This is a genomic window from Sodalinema sp. (assembly GCF_046483825.1).
Lineage (GTDB): Bacteria > Cyanobacteriota > Cyanobacteriia > Cyanobacteriales > Geitlerinemataceae > Sodalinema.
In genome coordinates this window covers 1-23,575 of sequence record NZ_JAWOCL010000024.1, presented here as the reverse complement: position 1 = coordinate 23,575, position 23,575 = coordinate 1, and the positions used below count along the sequence as shown (strand labels likewise).

21 protein-coding genes and 1 pseudogene are annotated in these 23,575 nt (G+C 53.2%); 10 read left to right on the top strand and 12 right to left on the bottom strand.

Going from position 1 to position 23,575, the window contains the following annotated elements; all coding sequences use genetic code 11:
- Positions 1-84 precede the first annotated feature (84 nt).
- The 6 genes from R6U67_RS01775 to R6U67_RS01750 all read right to left on the bottom strand — a co-directional run bounded on the left by R6U67_RS01775 (position 85) and on the right by R6U67_RS01750 (position 6,165).
- A complete protein-coding gene (locus R6U67_RS01775) occupies positions 85-909 on the bottom strand; it encodes a TIGR00297 family protein (RefSeq protein WP_410250950.1) in 825 nt (274 codons plus the stop codon).
- A 186-nt stretch (positions 910-1,095) separates the two neighbouring features.
- Positions 1,096-1,959, bottom strand: coding sequence for a prohibitin family protein (locus R6U67_RS01770; RefSeq protein WP_410250949.1), 864 nt, complete (start codon positions 1,957-1,959; stop codon positions 1,096-1,098).
- A 153-nt stretch (positions 1,960-2,112) separates the two neighbouring features.
- Positions 2,113-4,458, bottom strand: a complete 2,346-nt coding sequence (gene glgB / locus R6U67_RS01765) for a 1,4-alpha-glucan branching enzyme (RefSeq protein WP_410250948.1) — start codon at positions 4,456-4,458, stop codon at positions 2,113-2,115.
- Positions 4,459-4,743: 285 nt separating this feature from the next.
- Positions 4,744-5,046, bottom strand: coding sequence for a hypothetical protein (locus R6U67_RS01760; RefSeq protein ID WP_410250947.1), 303 nt, complete (start codon positions 5,044-5,046; stop codon positions 4,744-4,746).
- Positions 5,043-5,717 carry a glutathione S-transferase family protein gene (locus R6U67_RS01755; protein WP_410250946.1) on the bottom strand — a complete coding sequence of 225 codons (675 nt, stop codon included), beginning with the start codon at positions 5,715-5,717 and terminating at the stop codon, positions 5,043-5,045. The genes R6U67_RS01760 and R6U67_RS01755 overlap by 4 nt, the downstream gene beginning before the upstream one ends.
- 154 nt (positions 5,718-5,871) lie before the next feature.
- Entirely contained in the window at positions 5,872-6,165 is a 294-nt protein-coding gene (locus R6U67_RS01750) for a hypothetical protein (RefSeq protein ID WP_410250945.1), read from the bottom strand.
- 387 nt (positions 6,166-6,552) lie between these two features.
- On the opposite strand from R6U67_RS01750, the gene R6U67_RS01745 reads away from it, so the two are divergent.
- From R6U67_RS01745 to R6U67_RS01735, 3 genes are all read left to right on the top strand, one after another.
- Complete coding sequence (locus R6U67_RS01745; protein ID WP_410250944.1) at positions 6,553-7,062, top strand: hypothetical protein; 510 nt, start codon at positions 6,553-6,555, stop codon at positions 7,060-7,062.
- Positions 7,063-7,149: 87 nt separating this feature from the next.
- A complete protein-coding gene (locus R6U67_RS01740; protein ID WP_410250943.1) occupies positions 7,150-9,003 on the top strand; it encodes a peptidoglycan D,D-transpeptidase FtsI family protein in 1,854 nt (617 codons plus the stop codon).
- Positions 9,004-9,030: 27 nt separating this feature from the next.
- Positions 9,031-9,504: a DNA phosphorothioation-associated protein 4 gene (locus R6U67_RS01735; RefSeq protein WP_410250942.1), complete on the top strand. Its 474-nt coding sequence runs from the start codon at positions 9,031-9,033 to the stop codon at positions 9,502-9,504.
- A gap of 5 nt (positions 9,505-9,509) precedes the next feature.
- Here the strand turns inward: R6U67_RS01735 and R6U67_RS01730 are convergent, their stop codons facing one another.
- Positions 9,510-11,585 (bottom strand): cation:proton antiporter, encoded by a 2,076-nt coding sequence (locus R6U67_RS01730; protein WP_410250941.1) that lies wholly within the window; start codon positions 11,583-11,585, stop codon positions 9,510-9,512.
- Between the two features lie 227 nt (positions 11,586-11,812).
- The gene (locus R6U67_RS01725) at positions 11,813-12,829 is read right to left on the bottom strand and encodes a type I glyceraldehyde-3-phosphate dehydrogenase (RefSeq protein WP_410250940.1); all 1,017 of its coding nucleotides are present in this window, start codon (positions 12,827-12,829) and stop codon (positions 11,813-11,815) included.
- A gap of 954 nt (positions 12,830-13,783) precedes the next feature.
- Between R6U67_RS01725 and murC the strand changes: the two genes are divergently transcribed.
- The 4 genes from murC to R6U67_RS01705 all read left to right on the top strand — a co-directional run bounded on the left by murC (position 13,784) and on the right by R6U67_RS01705 (position 17,320).
- Positions 13,784-15,292, top strand: a complete 1,509-nt coding sequence (gene murC / locus R6U67_RS01720; RefSeq protein ID WP_410250939.1) for a UDP-N-acetylmuramate--L-alanine ligase — start codon at positions 13,784-13,786, stop codon at positions 15,290-15,292.
- A 49-nt stretch (positions 15,293-15,341) separates the two neighbouring features.
- Positions 15,342-16,283 carry a UDP-N-acetylmuramate dehydrogenase gene (murB, locus tag R6U67_RS01715; RefSeq protein ID WP_410250938.1) on the top strand — a complete coding sequence of 314 codons (942 nt, stop codon included), beginning with the start codon at positions 15,342-15,344 and terminating at the stop codon, positions 16,281-16,283.
- 66 nt (positions 16,284-16,349) lie between these two features.
- Positions 16,350-16,700, top strand: a complete 351-nt coding sequence (locus tag R6U67_RS01710) for a YbaB/EbfC family nucleoid-associated protein (RefSeq protein ID WP_087711557.1) — start codon at positions 16,350-16,352, stop codon at positions 16,698-16,700.
- A gap of 143 nt (positions 16,701-16,843) precedes the next feature.
- Positions 16,844-17,320 carry a low molecular weight protein-tyrosine-phosphatase gene (locus R6U67_RS01705; RefSeq protein ID WP_410250937.1) on the top strand — a complete coding sequence of 159 codons (477 nt, stop codon included), beginning with the start codon at positions 16,844-16,846 and terminating at the stop codon, positions 17,318-17,320.
- A 29-nt stretch (positions 17,321-17,349) separates the two neighbouring features.
- Here R6U67_RS01705 and R6U67_RS01700 read toward each other — a convergent pair whose 3' ends face one another.
- The 3 genes from R6U67_RS01700 to R6U67_RS01690 all read right to left on the bottom strand — a co-directional run bounded on the left by R6U67_RS01700 (position 17,350) and on the right by R6U67_RS01690 (position 19,452).
- Positions 17,350-18,129: a sulfite exporter TauE/SafE family protein gene (locus R6U67_RS01700; protein ID WP_410250936.1), complete on the bottom strand. Its 780-nt coding sequence runs from the start codon at positions 18,127-18,129 to the stop codon at positions 17,350-17,352.
- Between the two features lie 3 nt (positions 18,130-18,132).
- Positions 18,133-18,825 (bottom strand): MBL fold metallo-hydrolase, encoded by a 693-nt coding sequence (locus R6U67_RS01695; protein ID WP_410250935.1) that lies wholly within the window; start codon positions 18,823-18,825, stop codon positions 18,133-18,135.
- A gap of 231 nt (positions 18,826-19,056) precedes the next feature.
- Entirely contained in the window at positions 19,057-19,452 is a 396-nt protein-coding gene (locus R6U67_RS01690; RefSeq protein ID WP_410250934.1) for an ArsR/SmtB family transcription factor, read from the bottom strand.
- Between the two features lie 232 nt (positions 19,453-19,684).
- On the opposite strand from R6U67_RS01690, the gene R6U67_RS01685 reads away from it, so the two are divergent.
- Entirely contained in the window at positions 19,685-19,915 is a 231-nt protein-coding gene (locus R6U67_RS01685; RefSeq protein ID WP_410250933.1) for a photosystem II protein, Psb35-related, read from the top strand.
- 198 nt (positions 19,916-20,113) lie between these two features.
- Here the strand turns inward: R6U67_RS01685 and gyrB are convergent, their stop codons facing one another.
- Positions 20,114-22,057, bottom strand: coding sequence for a DNA topoisomerase (ATP-hydrolyzing) subunit B (gene gyrB, locus R6U67_RS01680; RefSeq protein ID WP_410250932.1), 1,944 nt, complete (start codon positions 22,055-22,057; stop codon positions 20,114-20,116).
- Between the two features lie 173 nt (positions 22,058-22,230).
- Here gyrB and miaA point away from each other — a divergent pair, with 173 nt between their 5' ends.
- Together miaA and R6U67_RS01670 are read left to right on the top strand one after the other, a co-directional pair.
- Positions 22,231-23,148: a tRNA (adenosine(37)-N6)-dimethylallyltransferase MiaA gene (gene miaA, locus R6U67_RS01675; protein WP_410250931.1), complete on the top strand. Its 918-nt coding sequence runs from the start codon at positions 22,231-22,233 to the stop codon at positions 23,146-23,148.
- Between the two features lie 8 nt (positions 23,149-23,156).
- Positions 23,157-23,575, top strand: a pseudogene (locus R6U67_RS01670) (hypothetical protein); the annotation flags it as partial.

Genomic DNA, 23,575 nt, shown 5'->3' with positions numbered 1-23,575 from the left:
GGGGTGGGTTCTCCCCTCCAGGGAGGGGTTAGGGGTGGGTTCTCCCCTCCAGGGAGGGGTTAGGGGTGGGTTCTCCCCTATTACCTACCCATTCATAATCAACAGCCAGGCCCAACCCCAGCCGAAGAGAATCGCCAGAATCGCACCGATCGCCGTATTGATGAAATTCACCACTTCATTCGTCATCCAATCTAATTGCTCCTGGAGGGTGGCCCCAATTAGACTTTCAATGTTCGTCGCAATGAAGGCGGCGAGGATGCACCAGAGCATCCCGATGCTGTCAATCATCTCTAATCCGTAGCCTAGCAGGGCGATCGCCACCGCTCCCACCAGTCCCGCGAGGGTTCCCTCCAAACTCACAGCCCCCTCGGTTCCCGCCGGTACAGGCTGCAAGCTGGTAATCAAAAACGTCCGTTTCCCGTAGGCTTTCCCCACCTCGCTAGCGGTGGTATCCGCGAGTTTCGTGGCGAAGCTGGCGACATAGCCGAGTTGTAGCAAGATAATCAGCAAAGGAGGAACGGCGGGCAGAGGATGAGTGGGAACCCCTTGTAGTTGGGCATATCCCGCTAGGGCGATCGCACACAAAGTCCCCGTTAACGCCGATCCCCAAACATTCTCCGGCCCCCTGGCTCCATCTCGTTTCTCGGCAATTCCCGCCGCTTCCTTTTGCGCTTTACCAATCCGCGTCACCGTTGAACCAAATAAGAAATAAAACATAACAATGGTATAGCCTTGCCACCCGAGACAGCCCCAAACTAAAACCCCCAAAATCCAAGCATGAACATAACCAGCGGGGGTCAGCAGTTTTTTAGGGAGCAGGGCGGCGAACAGCCACAAAATTGTATTTAAGATAATGGCAAACAGCCAAGGATGCAGGCGAATCCACTCAAAGCTGCTTAATTCAAACATAATGATCAACCCGAAAAAAACAAAACATAATCATCAACCAAATACCCTAATTTTGGGTAAATCAATTGACTATTTCTAAAAAATAACGTAAATCAAAACCCTTGTCGTAGGGGCGATTTTTTCGCCCCTACCCTCTGGTATTCTGGGCAACTAAAAACCCAATTAACCTACCTTGAACCGAGGTCGTTAGGGACTCGCTAAGGCTTCGGGTTCAATGTCTCGCAGGTTGAACAAGAAAGGAACCGCAGGCGAGTCATCGCCAAGCACTAATACTTTCGGCATTTGTGCGCCTCCCTCGCGCCAAGCTTGGATGGCTTCTTTTTGGAGAACCAAACGTCCACCCTGGGATTTAAGGGTTTCAGCGAGGAGTTTTTGGGCTTCAGCTTTACCGCGAGCGCGGTTAATTTCTGCTTGGGCTTCCTGTTCAGCTTCCTGAGCGACATAAACCGCTCGGCGAGCGCGCTGTTCAGCGATTTGTTTCTCCTCAACCGCTTTGGCGAACTCCCGTGAGAAGTTCAAGTCGACGACACTGGTATCAAGGACAATCACCCCATATTTTTCCAAACGGCTTTGTAGGGCGATGTCAAAATCATATTTTAACTCCGTCCGTTTCGTGATACTTTCCTCAGCCGTACGCCGGGCGGCGGCGACTTTGAACGATTCTTGGGTTTGCGGGGCAATCACTTTGCTGACGATGTTCTGTAACGTCCCCTGGGTGCGGCGAATTTCCACCACCCGAGTTGGATCGAGACGGAAGTTAATCGCAAAGCGTCCCGTCAAATCCTGAAGGTCCTTAGTCGAACTTTGGGCGGGAACCTCAAACTTCTGAACCGTGACATCATAGATATCCACCACAGAGACGAGGGGGGGTTTAAAGTGAATCCCCTCGAGTAAAGCCCCATCTCTGGCTTTCCCGAGGATACTGATCACTCCCGCTTGGCCGGGAGAGATGACGACGAAGGAACTAAAGCCAATAATGGCGATCGCCGCCAGAATGGCCCCAATAATAATCGATTGTAAGTTCTGGGGACTTGGCTGTGCGTTCTTCAAGGGTACGCTCCTAAATGACGTTGATCAATTCATATCCCCTCTAGCCTATCGCAGCTTGAGGGGAGAACTCGACCGCATCGAACCCGAAGCGGGAGTCGATGGACCCCCATTGTCTCTGTGGGTTGTCTCTGTGGGTTGCGATCGCCGGTCGGTCTACCTACTGGTATTCACCGATACCGTATCAGCAGAGGTGGTAACCGTGGACTTATTGCGATCGAGTTTAAACATCAACACCGACAGAGGCGGCAGACATAAATCCAGGGACTGAGGATAATTATGGAACGACCATTGATCCGTCCATTTGCCACCCAGGTTGCCCATATTGCTGCCGCCAAAGTCCGCCGCATCGCTGTTAAAGATTTCCGTATAGAAACCGCCCTCAGGAACCCCAACCCGATAGTGACTATGGGGTTGAGGGGTAAAGTTACAGACCACGACAATCACATCATCAGAGAACTTGTCGCGCCGCAGGAAGGACACCACACTATGGCTGCTATCATTGCAATCAATCCAGTCAAAGCCCGGTTCCTCGAAATCCTGGCTATGGAGTGCCGGTTCCTTGCGATAAATCTGGTTCAACGCACTGACAAAGCCTTTGAGATTCTGATGAGGGGGATATTCCAACAAATCCCAATCGAGGTCATCCCAGACATTCCACTCACTCCATTGGCCAAACTCCATGCTCATAAACAGAGTTTTCTTGCCCGGATGGGCGAACATATAGGCGTACAAACAGCGCAAATTGGCAAACTTCTGCCATTCATCGCCAGGGACTTTGCCCAGCATATTACTCTTGCCATGAACAATCTCATCGTGAGACAGGGCCAGGACGTAGTTTTCGCTGTAGTGATACCAAATGCTGAAGGTAATGTTGTTTTGATGGAACTGGCGGAACCAGGGGTCCATAGCGAAGTAGTCCAGCATATCGTGCATCCAACCCATATTCCATTTCAGGTTGAAGCCGAGACCCCCTACATAGGTGGGCCAAGACACCATCGGCCAAGCGGTGGATTCTTCGGCGATCGAGAGAATCCCCGGATAGTAGCTAAACAACACATGATTCACTTGGCGGATAAAGTCCGCCGCCTCGATGTTTTCGCAACCGCCGTATTGGTTGGCCACCCACTCTCCATCTTCGCGATCGTAGTTCAGATACAGCATTGAGGCCACCGCATCAACGCGAATGCCATCAATGTGGAATTTATCAAACCAGAAAATGGCGTTGGCCACCAGGAAGTTCCGCACTTCGTTACGGCCATAGTTGAACACTAGAGTTCCCCAGCCTTTATGTTCACCTTTGCGGGGGTCTGCATGTTCGTAGAGGTGGGTTCCGTCGAAGAAGGCTAAACCATGACCATCTTTGGGGAAATGGCCCGGAACCCAATCGACAACCACGCCAATACCGTTTTGGTGACATTGGTCGATGAAATACATCAAATCTTCGGGGCTACCGTAGCGGGAGGTGGCGGCGTAGTAGCCGGTGACTTGATATCCCCAAGACCCGTCAAAGGGATGTTCAGCGACGGGGAGAAGTTCGATATGGGTGAAGTTGAGGTCTTTAACGTAGGGAACCAGGCGATCGGCCAGTTCTCGGTAGGTGAGGAAGCGTGCGCCGGGTTTGAGGTCTGCCACCGCAACAGGGGGCAGAGGATTGCCCAGATAGTCGGTTCCTGGCTCATCGTAGGAGGCGTTCAGCCATGACCCGAGGTGAACCTCGTAAATGGAAACGGGGGAGGTCATAGGGTCGGTATTACGCCGGCTTTCCATCCATTCCGTATCTGACCATTGGTAGCCGTCGAGATCGGTGACGATGGAGGCGGTTTTGGGGCGGATTTCTTGTTGGAAGCCGTAGGGGTCGGATTTTTCGTAGATATGTCCGTCGTAGTTTTTGATTTCGTATTTGTAGGGATCGCCCACCTGAACATCGGGGATGAACAGTTCCCAAACCCCGTTACCCCGTTTGGCCATTTGATGTTTGCGGCCATCCCAACTGTTGAAGTTACCCAGGACTGAGACGTTGCGAGCGTTGGGCGCCCAAACGGCGAAGTATACCCCCTCAACGCCATTACTGGTGAGGGGATGAGCGCCGAGTTTTTCGTAGATGCGGTGGTGGTTCCCTTCGCTAAATAGGTGAATGTCGAAGTCGGTCAGTTTCGGGGACCGGAAGGCGTAGGGATCGTAGATGACGCGCTCGTGATCGCCTTGTTTGAGACGGAGTTGGTAGTTGATGGGGAAGGGATCGGCGTTGTCTTGTTTGTCAACGGGGCGATCGAGTTCGCATTCAAAGAAGTAAGGATGATGAACCGACTCCATGGGGTAGGATTTCCGCTCTTCGGAGAGTTCTACCCAGGCGGCTTCGACGTCAGGGAGATAGGCCCGGACCACCCAAATGGATTTACCGTCTCGTTCGATGGTGTGAGCGCCGAGGACGGAGAAGGGGTCTTGGTGGCTGTTGTGGACGATGTAGTCAATCTGTTCGGTGGAAATGGTTTTCGACATGAGTTTTAAGAGAATGGATGGGTGTTTAGGCGGTTTTCTGTTTTGTTATAGAGGTTCCGGGGCGATCGCACCCAGGTCGATGACTCAGCCTTAGTTTGACATTTTTGTTGTCTGCTGGCCTCAGAAGCCGATCTCGAGCCGGTTCTCGGCGAGGGGTTTCCTGAAGATTTTGGCGGAAACGGGATGATTCAGCGATAAATCTTTACCGTCGAAGATACAGCAAAAACCCCTCTCTGTCTGAGAGAGGGGGCAAAAGTCAGCAAATCTCAACTTCAGCGGGGGCGCTTAAAGGGGGGTTAAGGTTCGGAACATCCGTAACAGTTGCAGCAAAAAAATGTTGTAGCGAATGTCTGAACCGAGTTGGGGGGGATGGGTTGGCTCTTGCAGTTCGGCTTGTAGAGTGGCGTATTCGGCGGGGGTGAGGGGTTCGCCATCGAGGGGCGATCGCGCCTCAAGTAAAATCTCGTTGCGTAACACTTCTTCGGGGATATCCTCGGCTGGGGGAAGGGCCATCGCTCCCTCGCAGAAACTCATCAGCATCAACGGGATGGCCAACACCAAGCCGGTTAAGCGGTTGCGTTCCATCATGCGCTTAATCCTGGGGGGAGGGGTTCGTGACAGTGTTGATGTATCTCCTCAATCCGCTCAAACAGCCAAGGATAGTTCTGTCGATAGTGAGGAATCAAGGCGAGGGGACTCAGGAGGCCCGCCGCTGCGATATCGGCCACACTGAGGCGATCGCCCACCAGATAGGGGTGATCCCTCCAGAGTTGCTCTAATTCGTTTAGGGCCAAGTTTAGGCGATCGCGGGCCAGTTTGACCCCAGCCGGACTAATCTCATACTGAACCCGCACCACCTGGACTAAGGTTTGCGCAAACCAAGAGGGATTGACCGATTTCCCCTCTTTAGCTCGGAAATCGTAGTAGATAAACCGTGTCGCCGTACCAATACTCTCATCGAGCCAATCTTCCAAGAGCCAGGCGCGGCGATCGCGATCGCGATCGCCCCAAGTCAACGGCTTCTCAGGATAGTTGTGGTCTAAAAACTTCAAAATGTCCGTCGAGTCTCCCACCGCCGCCGGCCCGTCGGACTGCTCCGGTAACAAGACAGGAACCGTCGTTAACCCCACCAGGGGCTTAAGTTTGAAGCGATGCACCCCAGGCGTCAAATTTTCCACCTCATAGGAGAGCTGTTTATACCCCAGTGCCAAACGAGCTTTGCGGCAATAGTGAGAGGTGCTGAACTGAAGAAGACGCATCGGCAAGGATCGAGAGCATTGAAAGAAGCGACAAGGAGCCGCCCTGGGGATAGACCCCAAAGACGCGCTCCCGTAAACAGCCTAACAGGGTAGCCGCCCGATTAACCCCAGCAATTTTTGCATCGGTCTTGTGCAGCAATTGCCAGAAATCGGACTACTCATCGTCGGGAGTCTCAGGTTCCATAGGGCTTTCCATGGGTTCTTGTCCTTCAGGCATTCCTTCAGGCATTCCCTCAGGTTCTCCTCCAGGCATTCCCTCAGGTTCTCCTCCAGGCATTCCCTCAGGTTCCTCTCCAGGCATTCCCCCAGGTTGCCCTTCCATGGGAGCTTCTTGTTCCATAGGATCCCCCTCAGGTGCCGTATCGGTCGGAGCCGTATCCTCAGCGCAAGCTCCCAGGAAGAGAGAGAGTCCCAGGATCGCCGTTAAACTTAGGAGTTTCGTTCGCATGAATTTGTACCTCTTATGTCAAATGTCAATAATCTCAACAGCACCAACCCAGGGTTGAGACCGAGTGGAGCAGTGATATTGTAATTTAACTCAAACTTAACCTAAAGGATCGCTAATCTTCTAAAAAATGTGCCGATCGGTAGACCTGACAGACGTCTTATAACACAAACTGACGGTGTTAGGATGATGTGGACGAAGACTTAGACCTGGCGACGGTTCGATCCTAGCTAGATTGCCCTAAGATGTCTAGGGCAGTTTGGGGCAGCAACCTCTGTAGCTCTCTCGTATTGCTCTCGTATTACTCTCGTATTGGTGGTGTTTATGACTTACGCGCGTCATTCTGCGTCTGTGAGACCCGTTCGTTCAACGACCGACACGAACCGAGTCGTGTCACTCGAACGTCGTCGAGCCTTACGTCGTCAGTCTGCTCCATTACCGCATTCCCAACGCCACCGTGATCCCGCCCACCGTGATCCCGCCACTATCATTCCCCTGCGCGATCGCCAGCAGCCCCCTCAACGCTCCCCCTCTGCCAACCCTCTCGGGTCTCAACTGCCGTGGCTGCGCCGTAGCCTCACGGCCCTTAGCGTCCTCCTCACCAGTGGCACCCTGGCCGTCTATGGCGGAACCGTCTATTCCCAACAACAATGGCATGAAGCCACCCGTGAACTCGAACAACTGCGTCGCCAAGAACGACAACTGGTGATTACCACCGAAGCCTTGCGGCAAAACGTGATCGCCCTCGAAGACGCTAATCCTGAGACGAGTCTGGCCTCAGTCTCCGAACAACTCCTGTACGTCGAGCCAGCTCCCCCCCGCGATCGCCGCCAACCCTCCCACAACGCCCGCAATCCCCCCCGAGAAGGAACTCCGACAGAATTTCCCCTCGGATACTAAAATCAAAACCGACCCATTTGCGACTCAAAGGCTTAAACATTGATGCGTCAACCGCGAGGTAGACCTGTTTCCCCCCAAAAACGACCCATGAGGCACTCTCCCCCCTCCCGAGGCTCAAGGATGCGATCGCCTCGTTCCCGTTTCCCCCAATCTCGCTCCCGTTCCCAATCCTGGCGCCTGCAAATCGCGAGATATCTGACCCTTCTCGAACAGGTGTCCAGTCGAGCCAGTGAAGAATTGCAAGCGGTCGTAGCCATCCCCTCCCGGCTACGTCTGTTGGTGGTCTGGGCGGTGTTAGTTGCCGCCGGCTTAGGACTGACCCTAAATCTCTTCGCCCTACAAATTCTCGACGGACAACGGTTTCAAGAGCAAGCAGCCGCTCAGCAGCAACCTCCACCCCGTAGCCTAATCCCGCGCCGGACGATCATCGATGCGACAGGGATTCCCCTGGCCATCGATCAGCCAACCTTTCGCCTCTACGCTCACCCGCAACTGTTTACCCAGCCCCCCGCCGAGATTGCAGCAGAATTGGGGGTCCTCTTAAACCGCTCTCCGGCCAAACTTCAGCAACAGTTCAACACCTCAGCCACCGGGATTCCCCTCGCCAACTGGCTCCCCGAACCGATTGCTAATCGCATTCATCGCCTGAGATTTGATGGCCTAGAACTCATCCCCTATTCCCGACGCTTCTATCCCCAGGACGAGATGGCGGCCGCCGTCGTCGGCTATGTGGATTTTGATGGCCAGGGACAGGCGGGACTCGAACTTGCTCAAGCCGATCTCTTGCAACCCGAGGTGGTTTGGGTTGGAGAAGACCGCGCCGAGACTGGAATTATCGATCGCGCGGCCCCGGCCTTTGCCCGTTTTCAGAACCAGCGTCTGCAACTGACCCTCGATCACCGCTTACAAAAGACCGCCGAAGCCGTGTTAGCCCAGGCCATGGAAGAGTCTCAAGCCAAACAAGGAACGGTCATTGTCATGGATGCTTGGGATGGCTCATTACTCTCTTTAGTGTCTCTGCCCTCCTATAATCCCAATGAGTATTACGATGCTTCGGTCGATCGCTTCCGTAACTGGCCCCTGAGCGACCTATATGAGCCTGGCTCAACCTTCAAACCGATTAACGTCGCTATCGCCCTCGAATCCGGTGCGATCGATCCCAACGACACCTTTCATGATCCCGGACAAATCATTGTCGATGGCTGGCCCATCTCCAACTACGACTATGCCTATGCTGGGGGACGAGGAGAACTGACCCTAACCGACATTTTGCGAGATTCGAGCAATGTGGGCATGGTTCGCATCATTGAGCGTATGGCGGCCCGGGATTATTATGATTGGTTGCAACGGGTGGAGTTGGGTGAGCCGACTCATATTGATTTACCCTTTGAAACCCCAGGCTATCTGAAAACCCGTCAGGAGTTCCTCGGTTCCCCTGTTGAGGCTGCAACCACCTCCTTTGGTCAGGGTTTTGCCATTACTCCAATTCAGTTAGTTCGCCTCTATGGCAGTTTAGCCAATGGCGGCTATTTGGTGACGCCCCATGTAGTACGGGGACTGACGGACACCGCCGGCCAGATACAGCAAGAACCCAAGCGTCCGCAACGGGTTCGCATTTTTTCCGAGGACACGGTTCAAGCGGTGGTGACCATGATGGAGGATGCGGTGGAGACGGGAACCGGTCAACGGGCTAAAATTCCGGGGTATCGCATTGGGGGAAAAACGGGTACGGCCCAGAAAAGTTTAGAAGATGGGAGTGGCTATTCGAGTTCGGCGGTGGTGGCCAGTTTTGTGGCCATTTTCCCCTTAGAGAATCCTCGTTATTTAGTATTTGTGGCGGTCGATGAACCCGTTGGTGGTTCTGGGGGACAGGTGGCCGCTCCTGTGAGTAAGTTGGTCATCGAACGGATGATTGGTTTATATCAGATTCCTCCCGGTTAAGACGAACCTTAAGAAAAATTAGAGTCAATGGCGATGTTACATCGGGTGCGTGTTGCGAAAGATAAAGCGGATTTGGTGCGATCGCTGCTGCGTCAGGGAGAGATGACCACGGCTCCCTTCCCCACCTATGCTGATATTTTGGCCTTTGCGGCGGCCCTGGGGGCGAAGCGTCAGCGGCGATCGCCCATTGGAACGGCTGTCAGCCGGGAACCGACCCCAGTCGCCCTCGATATTTTTATTTCCCGAGGCTATGATCGCTTGATTCAATTGTTGGCGATCGTCTCGACGGAAGATGCGAGGATTCTCTCCCCTAGCAATACTGAGGCGGAGGCCCAACGGGTAGCCATTTTCGAGGAATATGCCAATGGCGGGTTAGAAATCTTGCAAGGGGAATTACGAGGGGCGATCGACTATACGGAACACCTCTTGTTACTACTGACCTTTGAAGCCAACCCCGATAAACCTGATCCCGATGGCTTTGATTTACGGCGGTTTTTATAGGTGTCTTAGAGCGGATCGGGGAAATGGAGAATCAGCATCGAGGCGTTGGGTTGGCTGCGGGCGATCGTTTCGGCCGTGCGGCCCAACGCCGAGCCGCCAGCGCGATTTTTACCGGCAATCAACACCAACAAATCATTGGGTTCTAACACCGTAATCACCTGAATCACTAATCCGCCTCGGTTGACCTCAACATCCACCTCTGGCTGCAAGTCAGATAAATCGATGCGGGGAGACTCAGCCCGGCTGGGAATGACCTGCAAGACTCCCAAATCACTTTTTAACTCATCGGCAACGGATCGCGCCAACGTCAGCGTCGGTTTGAAGAGACTCGAAACCGCCTGAGCATCGGTAACGGCCAATCTCACCCGCTGTATGTTTTCCAGGGGTTTAGGAAAGCGCGAGACGAGCACCGGAACCGAGGATTGACGCACGACGTTGTCAATAACACCACCAAAGAAATTTTCCCGATAGGTAGAATAGCCTTTCCAGCCACAGATGACGAGACTCGCATTGCGCTCTTGCGCGACCCGCAGAATTCCCCAGTCAATCGAATCATCAACCCGGCCAATGGGTTCAACTGCCACTACGGCCCCATGAGCAATCATTTCAGCGGTACTCAACAGCCGTTTTTGCCCGGCTTGGGCAGCGGCTGAAACTGGCCCGCCGCGATCGGATAAGACATGCAGCGGTAATAGGGTTCCCTGTCCTCGCTTTGCCAAAATAATCGCCAGTTGTAACAGGCGATCTTCTGTATTGGGGTTCGCGACCGGCACTAAAATTCTGGCGCCCCAATGATTGTGTCCCGCAGCCGAGTCTTGGGTGTCCGAGGAGTCTAGCTGAGGACTGTCTAACTGCGCTCCCCAGCGGGCGGTAATCCAGGGCGAGGCGATCGAGGTGACGAGAATCATCAGGATGACGCCATTGATGGTCACGTCGTCAACTAGGCCAATATCGAGTGCAACCGTTGCCGCCGCTAGAGTCGATGCCGCTTGGGCAATGGATAGGCCAAAACCCACCATCCGACCGGGACCTGACCATTTCAGAAACCAACCACTCCCCCAAGCCGCCGCCAATTTACTCACCACTTCCGCCCCAACCATGACCCCGGCCACCAGCAAGGCCTCGGGTTCTTGGATAAAAATCATCGGATCAACTAACATCCCCACGGAAATCAGGAAAAATGGCACAAATAGGGTGTTGCCGATGAACTGAATCCGGTTCATCAGTGGACTCAACTGTGGCACAAGGGGGGTAATCGCGACGCCAGCCAAAAATGCACCGACAATGGGTTCAATCTGAATTAGGTTGGCTAAATAGGAGACCACAAACAGGGCAGCCAGCACAAAGGTAAACTCGGCGCGATCGTCATGGCCGAATTGAACAAAGAACCAGCGACCCAATTTGGGAATGCCCCAGAGCGTCGCAAAGGTGTAAATAATTAATGAGGGAATCAGGAATAGCCAAAATTCTAGGGTCAGTTCCCCTTCCTCAGCTTTGACAACGACAGCTAAAACTAATAGAGCTAAAACATTGGTGATTAAGGTCGCGCCTAGGGTTGAGGTGACGACCCGAGATTTCATAATCCCTAGCCGGCTTAAAACGGGTAGGGCAACCAAGGTGTGAGAGGCGAAGGTTGAGGCCACAAGAATCGCTGCCAGGAGCGAGTAGTCTAACATCAGGATGGCGGCTGTCCCGATGATCATGGGTAATAGGAAGGTGGCTAAGCCAAAGGTGATGGCCCCTCTGGCGTTTTGCCGCAAGTCTTCTAAGCTGGTTTCGAGTCCTCCCAAAAACATGAGGAAGAGGAGGCCAACGGTTCCTAAGAGGTCGATTGTGCTATCAAGTTCGAGGACTCCTAATCCATGGGGACCCACCACAACCCCGGCTAAAATCAGGCCAATAATACCTGGCATTTTAAACCGCTCAAACAGAAGCGGTGCTACCAACATAATGGCCAGAATAATCAGGAAAATCGCAACAGGATCTTCGATGGGGCTTAACACTTGGGCAAGGAAGGGTAGCCCGGTTGCCCCCCACTCAGCCATAGGCTCAAAGCTGGGCAGGTGATGGATTAGAGTCATCGTCGTCATCCTGAAGTTCTTTTGTCCCTTACGTTAAGAGAGGCGAACCCTAGGGCCGCCTCTCTATGTCGCTACTCTGTTAGCTGACTGAGTCTTGTGACAGTTGATATTTGACAGTTGATAGTCAGGAAACTTGCTTAGCGTCGATGTTTTCGCTTCAAGTTATGTCCTACTTTGTCTGTCTATACCGGCAAGACTCGTCCAAGTTCCTAAATCTGTGAGTCTGACTACGCGACCCACTTCTCGGACACGAGTTCAGCCAAATCGACAACCCGTTGGCTATAGCCCCATTCGTTGTCGTACCAAGCGACGACTTTGATGAGATCTCCATCCATCACCAAGGTCAGACTGGAGTCCACCACGGACGAATCATTGGTTCCTTTATAGTCCGAAGAGACTAACGGCTCATCACTGTAGCCGAGAATCCCTTTCATGGACCCATTGGCGGCACCATGTAGCACTTCGTTCAGCTGTTCGGTGAAGGTTTTACGCTCAACCTGAGCCACTAAGTCAACAACCGAGACGTTCGGGGTGGGAACCCGCAGGGCGATTCCGTTGAGTTTTCCTTTCATTTCGGGAATCACCAACGCCACCGCTTTGGCTGCACCGGTGGAGGTGGGAACGATGTTCATGGCCGCCGCCCGGGCGCGACGCACATCCCGGTGGCTCGCATCGAGTAACCGTTGGTCCCCGGTGTAGCTGTGGGTGGTGGTCATGGTGCCTTTGATGATGCCAAAGTTTTCATGGAGCACTTTGACAACCGGAGCCAGACAGTTGGTGGTACAACTGGCGTTGCTGACCACATTGTAGTCTTCGTGTTGATAGGTTTCGTGGTTGACTCCCATCACAAAGGTGCCAATCTTGCCACCTTTGCCTGGAGCGGTAATCAGAACCTTTTTCGCGCCAGCTTGTAAGTGCTTGGATGCCGTTTCTTCAGTGACAAATACACCAGTAGACTCGACCACTAAATCAATGTCCCACTCTTTCCAGGGGAGATTGAGGGGATTGCGATCGCTGACGCATTTAATCGTCTTGCCATTGACAAGAATCGAGTTACTATCGGAACTGACCTCTGCATCTAACTTACCCAGCATGGTGTCATACTTGAGCAAGTGTGCATTGGTTTTCGGGTCGGAGGTGTCGTTGACCCCCACAATTTCTAACCCGCTATTTTCACGGGTTAACCAACAACGCAAAAAGTTGCGTCCAATACGTCCAAAACCATTAATTGCTACTCTAATCACCTTGTTTCCTCCTAACAGCGATCGCCCACCAAATCGATAAACGGGCTTGACGTTACAATCGAGCTATAATGCTCGCTGACAGATCATCAATCTTGACAGACTGAGAGTCCTGCGTCGTTGAGAACGAGTGCAAACGGGAGCCTAAACAGGCCGCTGTGTGACCAGACGGGTGATATCTCTCGTTTGATCGCCTCCACAGGCAGTTTTTAATCCAGTTGATTTCCCGAATGACACTGCATCTGAGTGCCTGGGGTCAACAAGTCGTTATGAAATTTTCGTGACGCAGTTCGGTGACTCTGACCTACATCTACCGGCCCAATACAGCATGACTATCGGGCTTGTCTGCTATCCTATCTGCTCTCCTTACCATTCTCCAACCACTTGGCTCTTAGGGCATGGTGGTAGTCCTCTGGCAAGTCTAGGTAGCGCCTCTCATCATATCGCAAAGCCTGTCCGTTTCCCGATCATTTTTACGCTTGACAATCGACCGGAGCCAACCTGAGCGGGCCAAGACGGCGATTACGGCTCTGCCGGTCTAAGACCATGGCCGTGACGGAGCGAAGCGAATGGGACAAGACTGGCAAATTGCTCGGATTCAGCGGTACGGGTCATGAAAGCTAGTTTGGACAACCCGAAAGCCTAGGGTTAAGCTTGGGGTTCAGCTTCATCGGCTCGACGGGGCCTGACCCATTCCCCTAACCCATCCCTGGGATGAGGAGCCGTTTGGGTTCTGAGTCAGGACGGGATATCATAGCCGTCAACCCCAGAGATCGTCTTTGATTAAGGATCATCCCCTGCAAAGTACCGAAGCTGGACTCTCAATTTCCTCGGACATCTCTTGCCCATTTGGGTCAGATCAAGGGTGTTCAATTTGTTCAAAGTCGTATCGCAAAATAACAATACCTGATATGATGTCGCGTGTTATCGGTACGGTGTGGTGTGTTAGGAGCGAAAATGCCGGATTCTGTTGATTTCAGCGGCAAGCCATTTCATTTCATCGGCATCGGTGGAATTGGCATGTCTGCTCTCGCCTATGTTTTAGCGAAGCGCCAGCTTCCCGTCTACGGTTCGGATCTCAAGTCCAATCACATTACTCAACGATTACAAGAACTGGGTGTTCATATTTTTTGGGAACAGAACGCCAAAAATTTGGAGGTCTTTAGCACTCAGGTCGCCGGAGAGTCTCCCCGGGTTCCTCCTGTGGATGCACATCGCTCTCAACCCGCTGCGATCGCCGATAACCGTCTGCCTCAGGTGATTTGCTCAACGGCGATTAACCCCAACAATGCCGAATATCAAGCGGCGGTTGCCCTCGGCTGTCCAATTTTCCACCGCTCCGATGTCCTCGCGGCTTTGATCCAAACCCACCACAGTATCGCGGTCGCCGGAACCCACGGCAAAACCACCACCAGTAGTTTAATCGGCTATCTACTCCTCGAAGCCGGCCTGGATCCAACCATTGTCGTCGGCGGTGAAGTCGAAGCCTGGTCAGGAAATGCTCGCCTCGGAAGCAGCCCCTATTTGGTAGCCGAAGCCGATGAATCCGATGGTTCTTTGGTGAAGTTTGAATCCAAAGTGGGCGTGATCACGAACATTGAACTGGATCATCCCGATCGCTACCAAAGCCTAGAGGAAGTAACGGGAATTTTTCGCACCTTCGCCCAACGCTGTCAAACGACCATTGGCTGTATCGATTGTGAGGTCGTCCGCGATCGCCTCAAACCCGACATCACCTATAGCCTAGACCGAACCCTAGGGGCTGACTATAGCGCCGACGGGCTAGACCTATCCGCCGACGGAACCCGAGCCCAGATTTGGGAGCGAGGAACCCACCTCGGTCAATTGCACCTAGGACTGTTAGGGAAACATAACCTCAGTAACGCCTTAGCGGCCATTGCCGTGGCGCGATCGCTCGGACTCGAGTTTGAGGCGATCGCCCAAGCCCTAGCCAGCTTCCAAGGCGCTAGACGTCGCTTCGAGCTGCTCGGCATGGCCAACCAAATTCGCTTCATCGACGATTACGCCCACCATCCGAGTGAAATTGCAGCAACCCTCTCAGCGGCCCGTCTGCAAGTGGATGGCTCGGGTCACCCCAATCGACGTCTCGTCGCTATTTTCCAGCCCCACCGCTACAGTCGCACCCAAACCTTCATCCGCGAGTTTGCGGCGGTCTTTGGTGAAGCCGATCGCGTCATCATCGCCCCGGTTTACAGTGCCGGAGAAGCCCCGATTGCCGGTGTCAGTAGCGATCATCTGGCCTCGGCGATCGCCGAACACCACAATCAAGTTGACGCTCAGCCCACCCTAGCGGATTTAAAAAACTTTCTCCGTGATTTTCTCCAACCTGGCGACTTAGCGTTATTTTTGGGTGCAGGGGATCTCAACGGGATCGTTCCCGATTTACTAGACTGGCATCGCCAAGTCGAACGTGAGCAGGATCCCGTGCAATCTTCCCGTTCCTAGCTATCTCTGAGCGATGATGATGTTTTCTCCTTCAAGCCCCCCACTATCAATGGACTCGCCCGATCGCAGCCCGATTCATATTTTGGGTGCGAAATGTCCGGTATACCGTCAGATCCCCCTGGCCAAAATGACCACATTACGGGTGGGAGGGCCGGCTGAGTGGTACATAGCACCGCGTCATTTAGATGACCTCTATGGAGCTTTGAATTGGGCCAGATCCGAAGGCTTCCCCGTCACCGTCCTTGGAGGCGGCTCGAACCTACTGATTGGCGATCGCGGCATTTCCGGATTAGTCGTCAGTACCCGCTATCTACGAGAGTTACATCTCGATGATGTCTCAGGAGAATTAACGGTCTCAGCGGGCTTTCCCTTGCCCAAATTAGCCTGGCAACTCGCCAACCACGGCGTGAGTGGTTTCGAGTGGGCCGTGGGGATTCCTGGAACGGTCGGCGGGGCGGTGGTCATGAATGCTGGCGCTCACCGTAGTTGTTTGGCAGACAATTTACGAGAGATTGAGGTCTTAGAACCCGACGGTCAGATCGTCACCCTGCCTCGCGGCGTCTTAGCCTACAATTATCGCACCTCTTGCCTGCAAGGCTCGTCGCGCCTGGTCTTACAGGCAACGTTACAATTGCAGCCTGGAGAGGACTCAGGATTAGTGCGACAGCGGACCGATAAACATCTCAAACAACGACATGGAACCCAACCCTATCACCGCCCCAGTTGTGGCAGTGTCTTCCGTAATCCTAAGCCCCAAGCCGCCGGCTGGCTAATTGAACAAGCGGGGTTGAAGGGGTATCGTGTCGGAGGAGTCCATGTGGCCCATGAACATGCTAATTTCATCCTCAATGGCGGCCACGGAACCACTCAAGATGCGATCGCCGTCATCCGTCATGTCCGAGAAACCGTGCGACAGGTTTGGGATGTGCAACTGCAACTCGAAGTCAAACTCCTCGGCGAGTTTGACCAGGATATCAGCGATTTTTTGTAACCGAGGCGCTGCGATGGCACAATGAGTCGTACTTGTAATTAATTTGACGCGAGAGTTTTAAGCACGATGGCTAAACAACAAGGACAAGGATTTGGATTTGGGCTAGGCAAGATGAAAGAACTTGCCGCCGCCTTCCAAAAAGCCCAAGAGGTTCAAGAAGGGGCAAAACGTCTTCAAGAAGAACTCGATCTCCTAGAAATCGCCGGCCAGTCTAGCGATGGTAACGTTACGGTTGTCCTCAGTGGGAACCAAGAACCTCGCCGGGCCGAAGTCTCAGAAGAGGCCCTCGGCAAAGGAGCCGCGGCCGTATCGGCCCTCGTCACCGAAGCGATGCAGGATGCTTACAGTAAATCCACCGCTACCATGCGCGAGAAGATGGAAGAACTCACCGGCGGACTCAATCTCCCCGGAATGTAGGATCTAGGATTTCCTGGGTCTTCTCACCCCATCAAGGTTGCCCTGGGAGGCTTGATGGGGTCCATCTTCTGGGAGACTCCCAAGCATCCGTTCAGCCTGAGATGGCACAATTGCAACCGATCTGCAACCGATCGCAAATTACGATGGCATATCATTTACTCTTTGTCTGTTTGGGCAACATTTGCCGATCGCCCTCGGCGGAAAATATCATGCGCCACCTCGTGGCCGAGGCCGGGCTTGAGGATAAAATCGTCTGCGACTCAGCCGGAACCTCTAGCTATCACATTGGCAGTCCTCCCGATGCCCGAATGCGCTCAGCCGCCAAGAAGCGAGGCATTCAGTTAGTGGGACAGGCCCGCCAGTTTATTCCCGCCGATTTTGAGCAGTTTGACCTAATTTTGGCGATGGATCGTGAGAACTATGCCGGGATTATGGCTCTCGATCGCCAAGGGATCTATGACGATCGCGTGCGGATGATGTGTGATTTTTGCCGTCATCACAGCATCAAGGAAGTCCCCGACCCCTACTATGGCGGTGCAGAAGGATTTGATCGCGTGATTGATCTCCTCCTCGATGCCTGCGAGGGTCTACTCGAGGAAATTCGCCCTAAACTCGACTAGGGAACCCCTCCGACGCAGAGAGTCATCTCTCATCGTTGAATTAAGACAAAAATTGAGACGGCCAAAACAAAGTAACCAAAGGCTTTTTGCAGGTGAGAAGCATCAAGACGATGACTCAGGATAGCACCGGCGTAGGTTCCCACACTGGCCGCCAGGGTAAAGGAAATCATCAGTCCCCAATCGAGGGACACTTGATCCATATAGCCCAAAAAGGCCGTCGCGGACTTAAAGGCAATAATCAGCAGCGAGGTGCCGATGGCCTCCTTCATCGGTGTTCCCCCGAGCAACACCAGGGCTGGAATAATCGCAAAGCCGCCACCCACGCCCACAAAGCCGGTGATAATCCCCACTAAGAGTCCTTCGAGGGGAATGATCAACATTTTGCCGAGGGAGGGAGATTTAGGCGGCGAGAGAGTCGGTTCAACCGGCTGGGCCTTACGTTGTCCCTTGCGAATCATCAAGATGCTGGCCAGAAGCATGACGATACCAAAGGCCACCACTTGTATGGTTTCGGTGATAGCCGGGAGTTCCGCCAGTCTGGCCCCGGCGTAAGCCCCCACCATGGCAGCTGGAGCAAAGGTGAGGGCCAGTTTGAGGCTGACATTGCCGGCTTTGGCGTGGGGAATCAGTCCCAGCAAGCTGACAGTGCCGACGATGAATAAACTCGCGGCGATCGCCTCTTTAGGCGGCAACCCCATGACGTACATGAGGATAGGAACCGCCAGAATCGATCCGCCTCCGCCGAGGAGTCCGAGACTAATGCCAATCCCGAGGGCTAAGATATGTCCGAGAATCCAAATGATATCCATGAGTTAGGCAGAGACGTTGCCGCAGCTTTGGTTGGCGGGAACCGCCTCAGCAATTTTCTTGGGATTGGGTAGATTGAGGTTCGCCATCAGTTCAATAAACTCGGCGCGATCGCGGCCGACAAAGCGTGGGTTATGGCGTTTTTCCTCGCCAATGGTGGAGACGGTGCGACCTCGGTAGTCATGGCCGGGATAGACGAGGGTACTCTCGGGAAGCGTAAAAAAGCGCTGGGTGATGACATCATAGAGGGTTCCGGCGTCACCACTCTGGAAGTCTGTGCGTCCACAACCGCGAATCAGGAGGGAATCGCCGGTGAGAAGGTGAGTTCCATTGACCAGATAGGCCATGTGGCTGTCGGTATGACCCAAACTGGAGATCGCCTCAATCTTAACTTGCCCGAGGGGTAGCTGTTCGCCATCCTTAATGAAGCGATCGGCACAACTAGCTTCAGCGTTCTCAGGTAGAACACCTTGACAGCCTGTCCGTTCACGCAATTTCCCCGTCCCGGTAATATGATCGGCGTGAACATGGGTTTCTAAGCCATAACGTAACGTCAGATCAAGTTCCTTAAGCAGTTGTAGATCTCGTTCGAGTTGTTCGAGGACTGGATCAACGAGAACCGCCTCGCGAGTCTCCTCATCGGCGATGAGGTAGGTATAGGTGGAGGTGTCTGGATCGAAGAGTTGACGAAATAGCATAGTTGGTTTAGAGGCAAAATGAAAAAAGCAACAGGAAACACGGCCAGTCGTAGACGGTAAAACGTGACCGACAAAAAGCCGAAAAACTCCCTAATCATAGGAGTTACACTCACTGCAAAAGTCCTACTTTATCTGTCAGTTACGACTGAATCGGGGTGGGCTGACGGAGTTCGGAAATTGCTAGACTGACAATCTGCTTGTCTGGTTATAAGATAGCATACATCCGTTGCATCAGAAGGAATTTTTGAGAAGCTTCATCGATTCAAAGGATTGACTTTGCTGTTCAAGGTGAACCGCCAACACATCACAAGCCAGGTCACACAGAGAGAACACCACCGGGTTGGCGATGCGGTAATAGACGTTAACGCCTTGTTGTCGGCGTTCGACGAGTCCCGCCTGAGAGAGAATCTTGAGATGCTTGGACACGTTAGCCTGGCCGAGTTCTGTAGATTTAATGATCTCGGAGACATTTTTTTCGCCCCGTTTAAGGCTACAGACAATCTGTAAGCGACTCACCTCAGAGAGGGTTTTGAAAAATTCGGCAATGTTGTTGAGGGCTTCCGGGGAGATTTCCGTGAGGGGACAATCACTAGCCCTAGTGTTGGAGGAAGATGGTTTAGATGTCATCGGTGTCATGGCGCTACATAAATACATATATACATATTACCAGTAAGTCTAGGGTGAATAACAAGCCCCTAGGACAATTGAGGGATTCTGGCGAACCTCCTAATCCGCCACAGCTAAGGGGTTGATTACGGATATCACTACCTTTTTTGCGTCAAGCAAACTTTACAAAGTTTTACACAGCGTTATAATGGTTAACAGAACGCGGTAAGACACCGACATAGGAGAAACCAATATGACATTGTTTATCATTGCATTAGTATTCACCGGCTGGGCAGCCGTTGCCATCTTAGGAACCCAAGCCTACTTCCGAGGCGAACAAACCAAGCCCATCCACGAACGCAATTGGAACTCAGAAGGATTCGATCGCTTCGCCGAAGCCTTCACCGGACAAAAAACCGACTATCGTGAGCGCGTCCCGGCTTACAGCTTGGATGTGTACCAACGCAACACCCTCGGCGAATAGTCGTTTCCCCCTATCTCTTCTCTGGACCCGATGAGATCAAAACACGCGCCCCGGCTAGAACTCTAGTCGGGGCGCTTTCTTTGGGGGGAGGGCAATAGGCAAGAGGCATAACCCACCCCTAACCCCTCCCAAGAGGGGATGGCAAGAGGGTAGGGGCGACCCCAAGGGAACGCCCTCTTTCTGCAATTGCTCGATCGCTTAAATATCTAAATCATTGAGATTGAGTTTGGGGCCTTCGGTTTCAATGAACTCGCGGCGTGGGGCGACTTTGTCTCCCATCAAGACCGTGAAAATGCGATCGGCTTCCACCGCGTCCTCAATTTCGACCCGTTTCAACAGGCGACTTTCCGGGTTCATGGTCGTATCCCAAAGCTGAGTCGGCATCATCTCCCCTAACCCCTTAAAACGTTGGATGTTGTAATTGGCGTTGCTGGGGAGTTCATTGAGATAGCGTTGCAGTTCACGATCGCTGTAACAATACTGATGACTGCGGCCGCGTTCAACCTTATACAGCGGCGGACAGGCGATATAGACAAAGCCCTGTTCCACCATATCCCGCTGATAGCGATAGAAGAAGGTCAGCAACAGAGTGCGAATATGCGCCCCATCCACATCCGCGTCCGTCATCAGGATGATGCGGTGATAGCGTAGCTGAGATAAATCAAAATCTTCGCCCTTAATCCCTAACCCCAACGCCGCAATCAGGGATTGCACCTCATTATTCTTATAAATCTTGGCATCGTCAGTCTTCTCGATGTTGAGGATTTTTCCCCGAAGCGGCAAAATCGCTTGGAAACGGCGATCGCGTCCCTGTTTAGCACTCCCACCAGCGGAGTCCCCCTCAACAATAAAAATCTCCGATTCCGAGGGGTCCTTGGAACTGCAATCGGCCAGTTTCCCCGGTAACGTCGAGGATTCCAACACCGACTTGCGGCGCACCAACTCACGGGCGCGGCGAGCGGCTTCAGCGGCGTTAAAGGCCTGAATCGCTTTTTCGAGAATCGCATCGGCCACATTGGGGCGAAACTCCAGATATTCCGTCAGCACCTCTCCCACTAGGGAATCGACAATTCCCCGCACTTCCGGATTACCTAACTTGGTTTTCGTTTGTCCCTCAAACTCAGGGTCCGGCACTTTGACGGAAATAATCCCCGTTAAGCCTTCGCGGATATTTTCCCCCCCCAAGTTGGGCTGATTATCCTTGAGTTTGTTGCGTTTGCGGGCTGTGACGTTCATCGTTCGCGTCAGGACGGATTTGAGGCCTTCGAGGTGAGTCCCACCATCGACGGTACGAATGTTGTTGGCAAACCCGAGGAGAGAATCGCTGTACGCATCGACAGACCATTGCAGGGCGGCTTCGACGACGACGCCATCTCGTTCCCCTTCGACGTAGATGATTTCATCATGGAGGGGGTCTTTGTCGCGGTTCATATATTGGATGTACTCGCGAATCCCACCTTCATAGAAATAGGTTTCAACGCGGGGTTCGTCGGTCCCCAACCGGTCGAGGCGATGGTCGGTGAAGGTAATGCGTACTCCGGCGTTGAGATAGGCCAACTCCCGGACGCGAGCGCCGATGGCGTTGAAGTCAAACTCAATGCCGGTGGTGACAAAGATATCGCGATCGGGCAAGAAGCGCACGCAGGTTCCGGTGCGTTGCTTGTCGGGGCTGGGTTTGACCATCAACTCCGATGCCGGTTTGCCCCGTTCGTAGCGTTGAACATGGACGTTTTTCTCGCGCCAAACGGTGACTTCGACCCATTCCGAGAGGGCGTTGACCACAGACACCCCAACGCCGTGGAGTCCGCCGGAGACTTTGTAGCCTCCGCCGCCGAATTTACCGCCGGCGTGCAGCACGGTCATAACCGTTTCGAGGGCGGAACGTCCAGTTTTCGAGTGAACATCGGTGGGAATCCCCCGTCCGTTGTCGGTGACGCTAACGGACCCATCGGCGAGGATATCAATTTCGATATGCGTACAGTAGCCGGCCAGGGCTTCGTCAATGGCGTTGTCGACCACTTCGTAGACGAGGTGATGTAAGCCTCGCGGTCCGGTGGAGCCGATGTACATCCCCGGTCGCTTGCGAACCGCCTCCAGCCCTTCTAGAACTTGGATTTGATCGGCACTGTAGCTACTAGTCATGACAAATTGCTCCACACGATAGGGGGGTTAACCCCTTAGATTTTTTGATTAACGACAAAAATCACCAAAATTCTAACACAAAATGGTTGACGGCGCGTTTAGACCAATTTGGAGATAAATTAAGGTGGGGGTTGGATATACTAAAATTTGTTGAGTTTGCGGGGAGAGAATTGGTGAGCGGGGTAATCGTCATTTGTGGAGCAACAGCCACGGGAAAATCGCAGTTGGCGATCGCCGTAGCGCAACGGTTCGGCTCGGTGATTCTCAGTGCGGACTCCCGCCAAGTGTATCAGGAGTTTGACATCGGCACGGCTAAGCCGAGTCTTCGGCAGCGACAGCAGGTTCCCCACTATTTCGTTGATTGCTGTACGCCTCGCCAGACCTTTACCATGGGGCAGTATCAACGACAGGCCCAGGATCTGATTCACCAGCAGCATCAGAGGGCGCCTGAGTCACCTCCGTTGCTGGTGGGGGGGACAGGACTCTATATTAAGTCCATTACGCGCGGTTTGCGGATGCCCCAGATTGCCCCTCATCCTCCGTTGCGATCGCAACTTCAGGATCTCGGTCAACGGCAGTGTTACCAACTGTTACAACAGGTTGACAAACGGGCCAGTCAACGGATTCATCCGAACGATGCCAGTCGCACCTTACGGGCGTTGGAGGTGTACTATGTCAGCGGTTGTCCCCTGTCCGAACAGCAAGGGGAAAACCCGCCAGAGTATCCTATTTTACACCTAGGGTTGCACGCCGATCCAGTGGATTTGGGGCAACGGATTGAGCAACGAACCCAGCAGATGGTTGCGATGGGGTTGGTTGAGGAGGTTAAAGATTTATGCGATCGCTACGGCGATGATTTACCCTTATTACAGACTCTTGGCTATGGGGAGATGAAACGCCATCTACGGGGGGAGTTATCTTTAGATGAGGCGATCGCCGAAACGGTGTTACATACGCGCCAATTTGCCAAACGTCAGCGAACCTGGTTTCGCGCCTATCCTGAGATTGAATGGTTTGATGTCGGCGATTATCAGTTAACTGAGCGTGTTTTGGCACGAATTGACCAATGGAGAGAGGCCGTCGGAGAATAATGAGAAGCGTGGTAAGACTGGTTAGCCCTGCGATCGCCGCGTTGTTGCTGGTTCCAATGCCGAGTTTGGCCCTTCCGGGAGAGTCTATCGAGGAGGTAGCCAATTGGATTTATACCAATCCTCTGCTTCCGGATGGCCGGCGAGGGAGTTTACGAGTCAGTCGTAGCGACATTCCCGGACAACGGTTAACCTTCGTCGCCTCCAAAACCCTACCCACTGAGCGAGGTTTTGGGATTGGAGAAACCCGGATTCGCAGTGAATGGATTGAGATTTTAGACTATCGCAATGGGGTGACGGGCGATCGCCTCATCGAAGCCTTACGCGGAATCTACGGCTTAGATCTCTATCAAGATTATCGCAATGCCGAGTTAGTCCATGATTACACGGTTCTCACCGGCGAGGAGGGGTTGACGGTACGGCGGGGTCA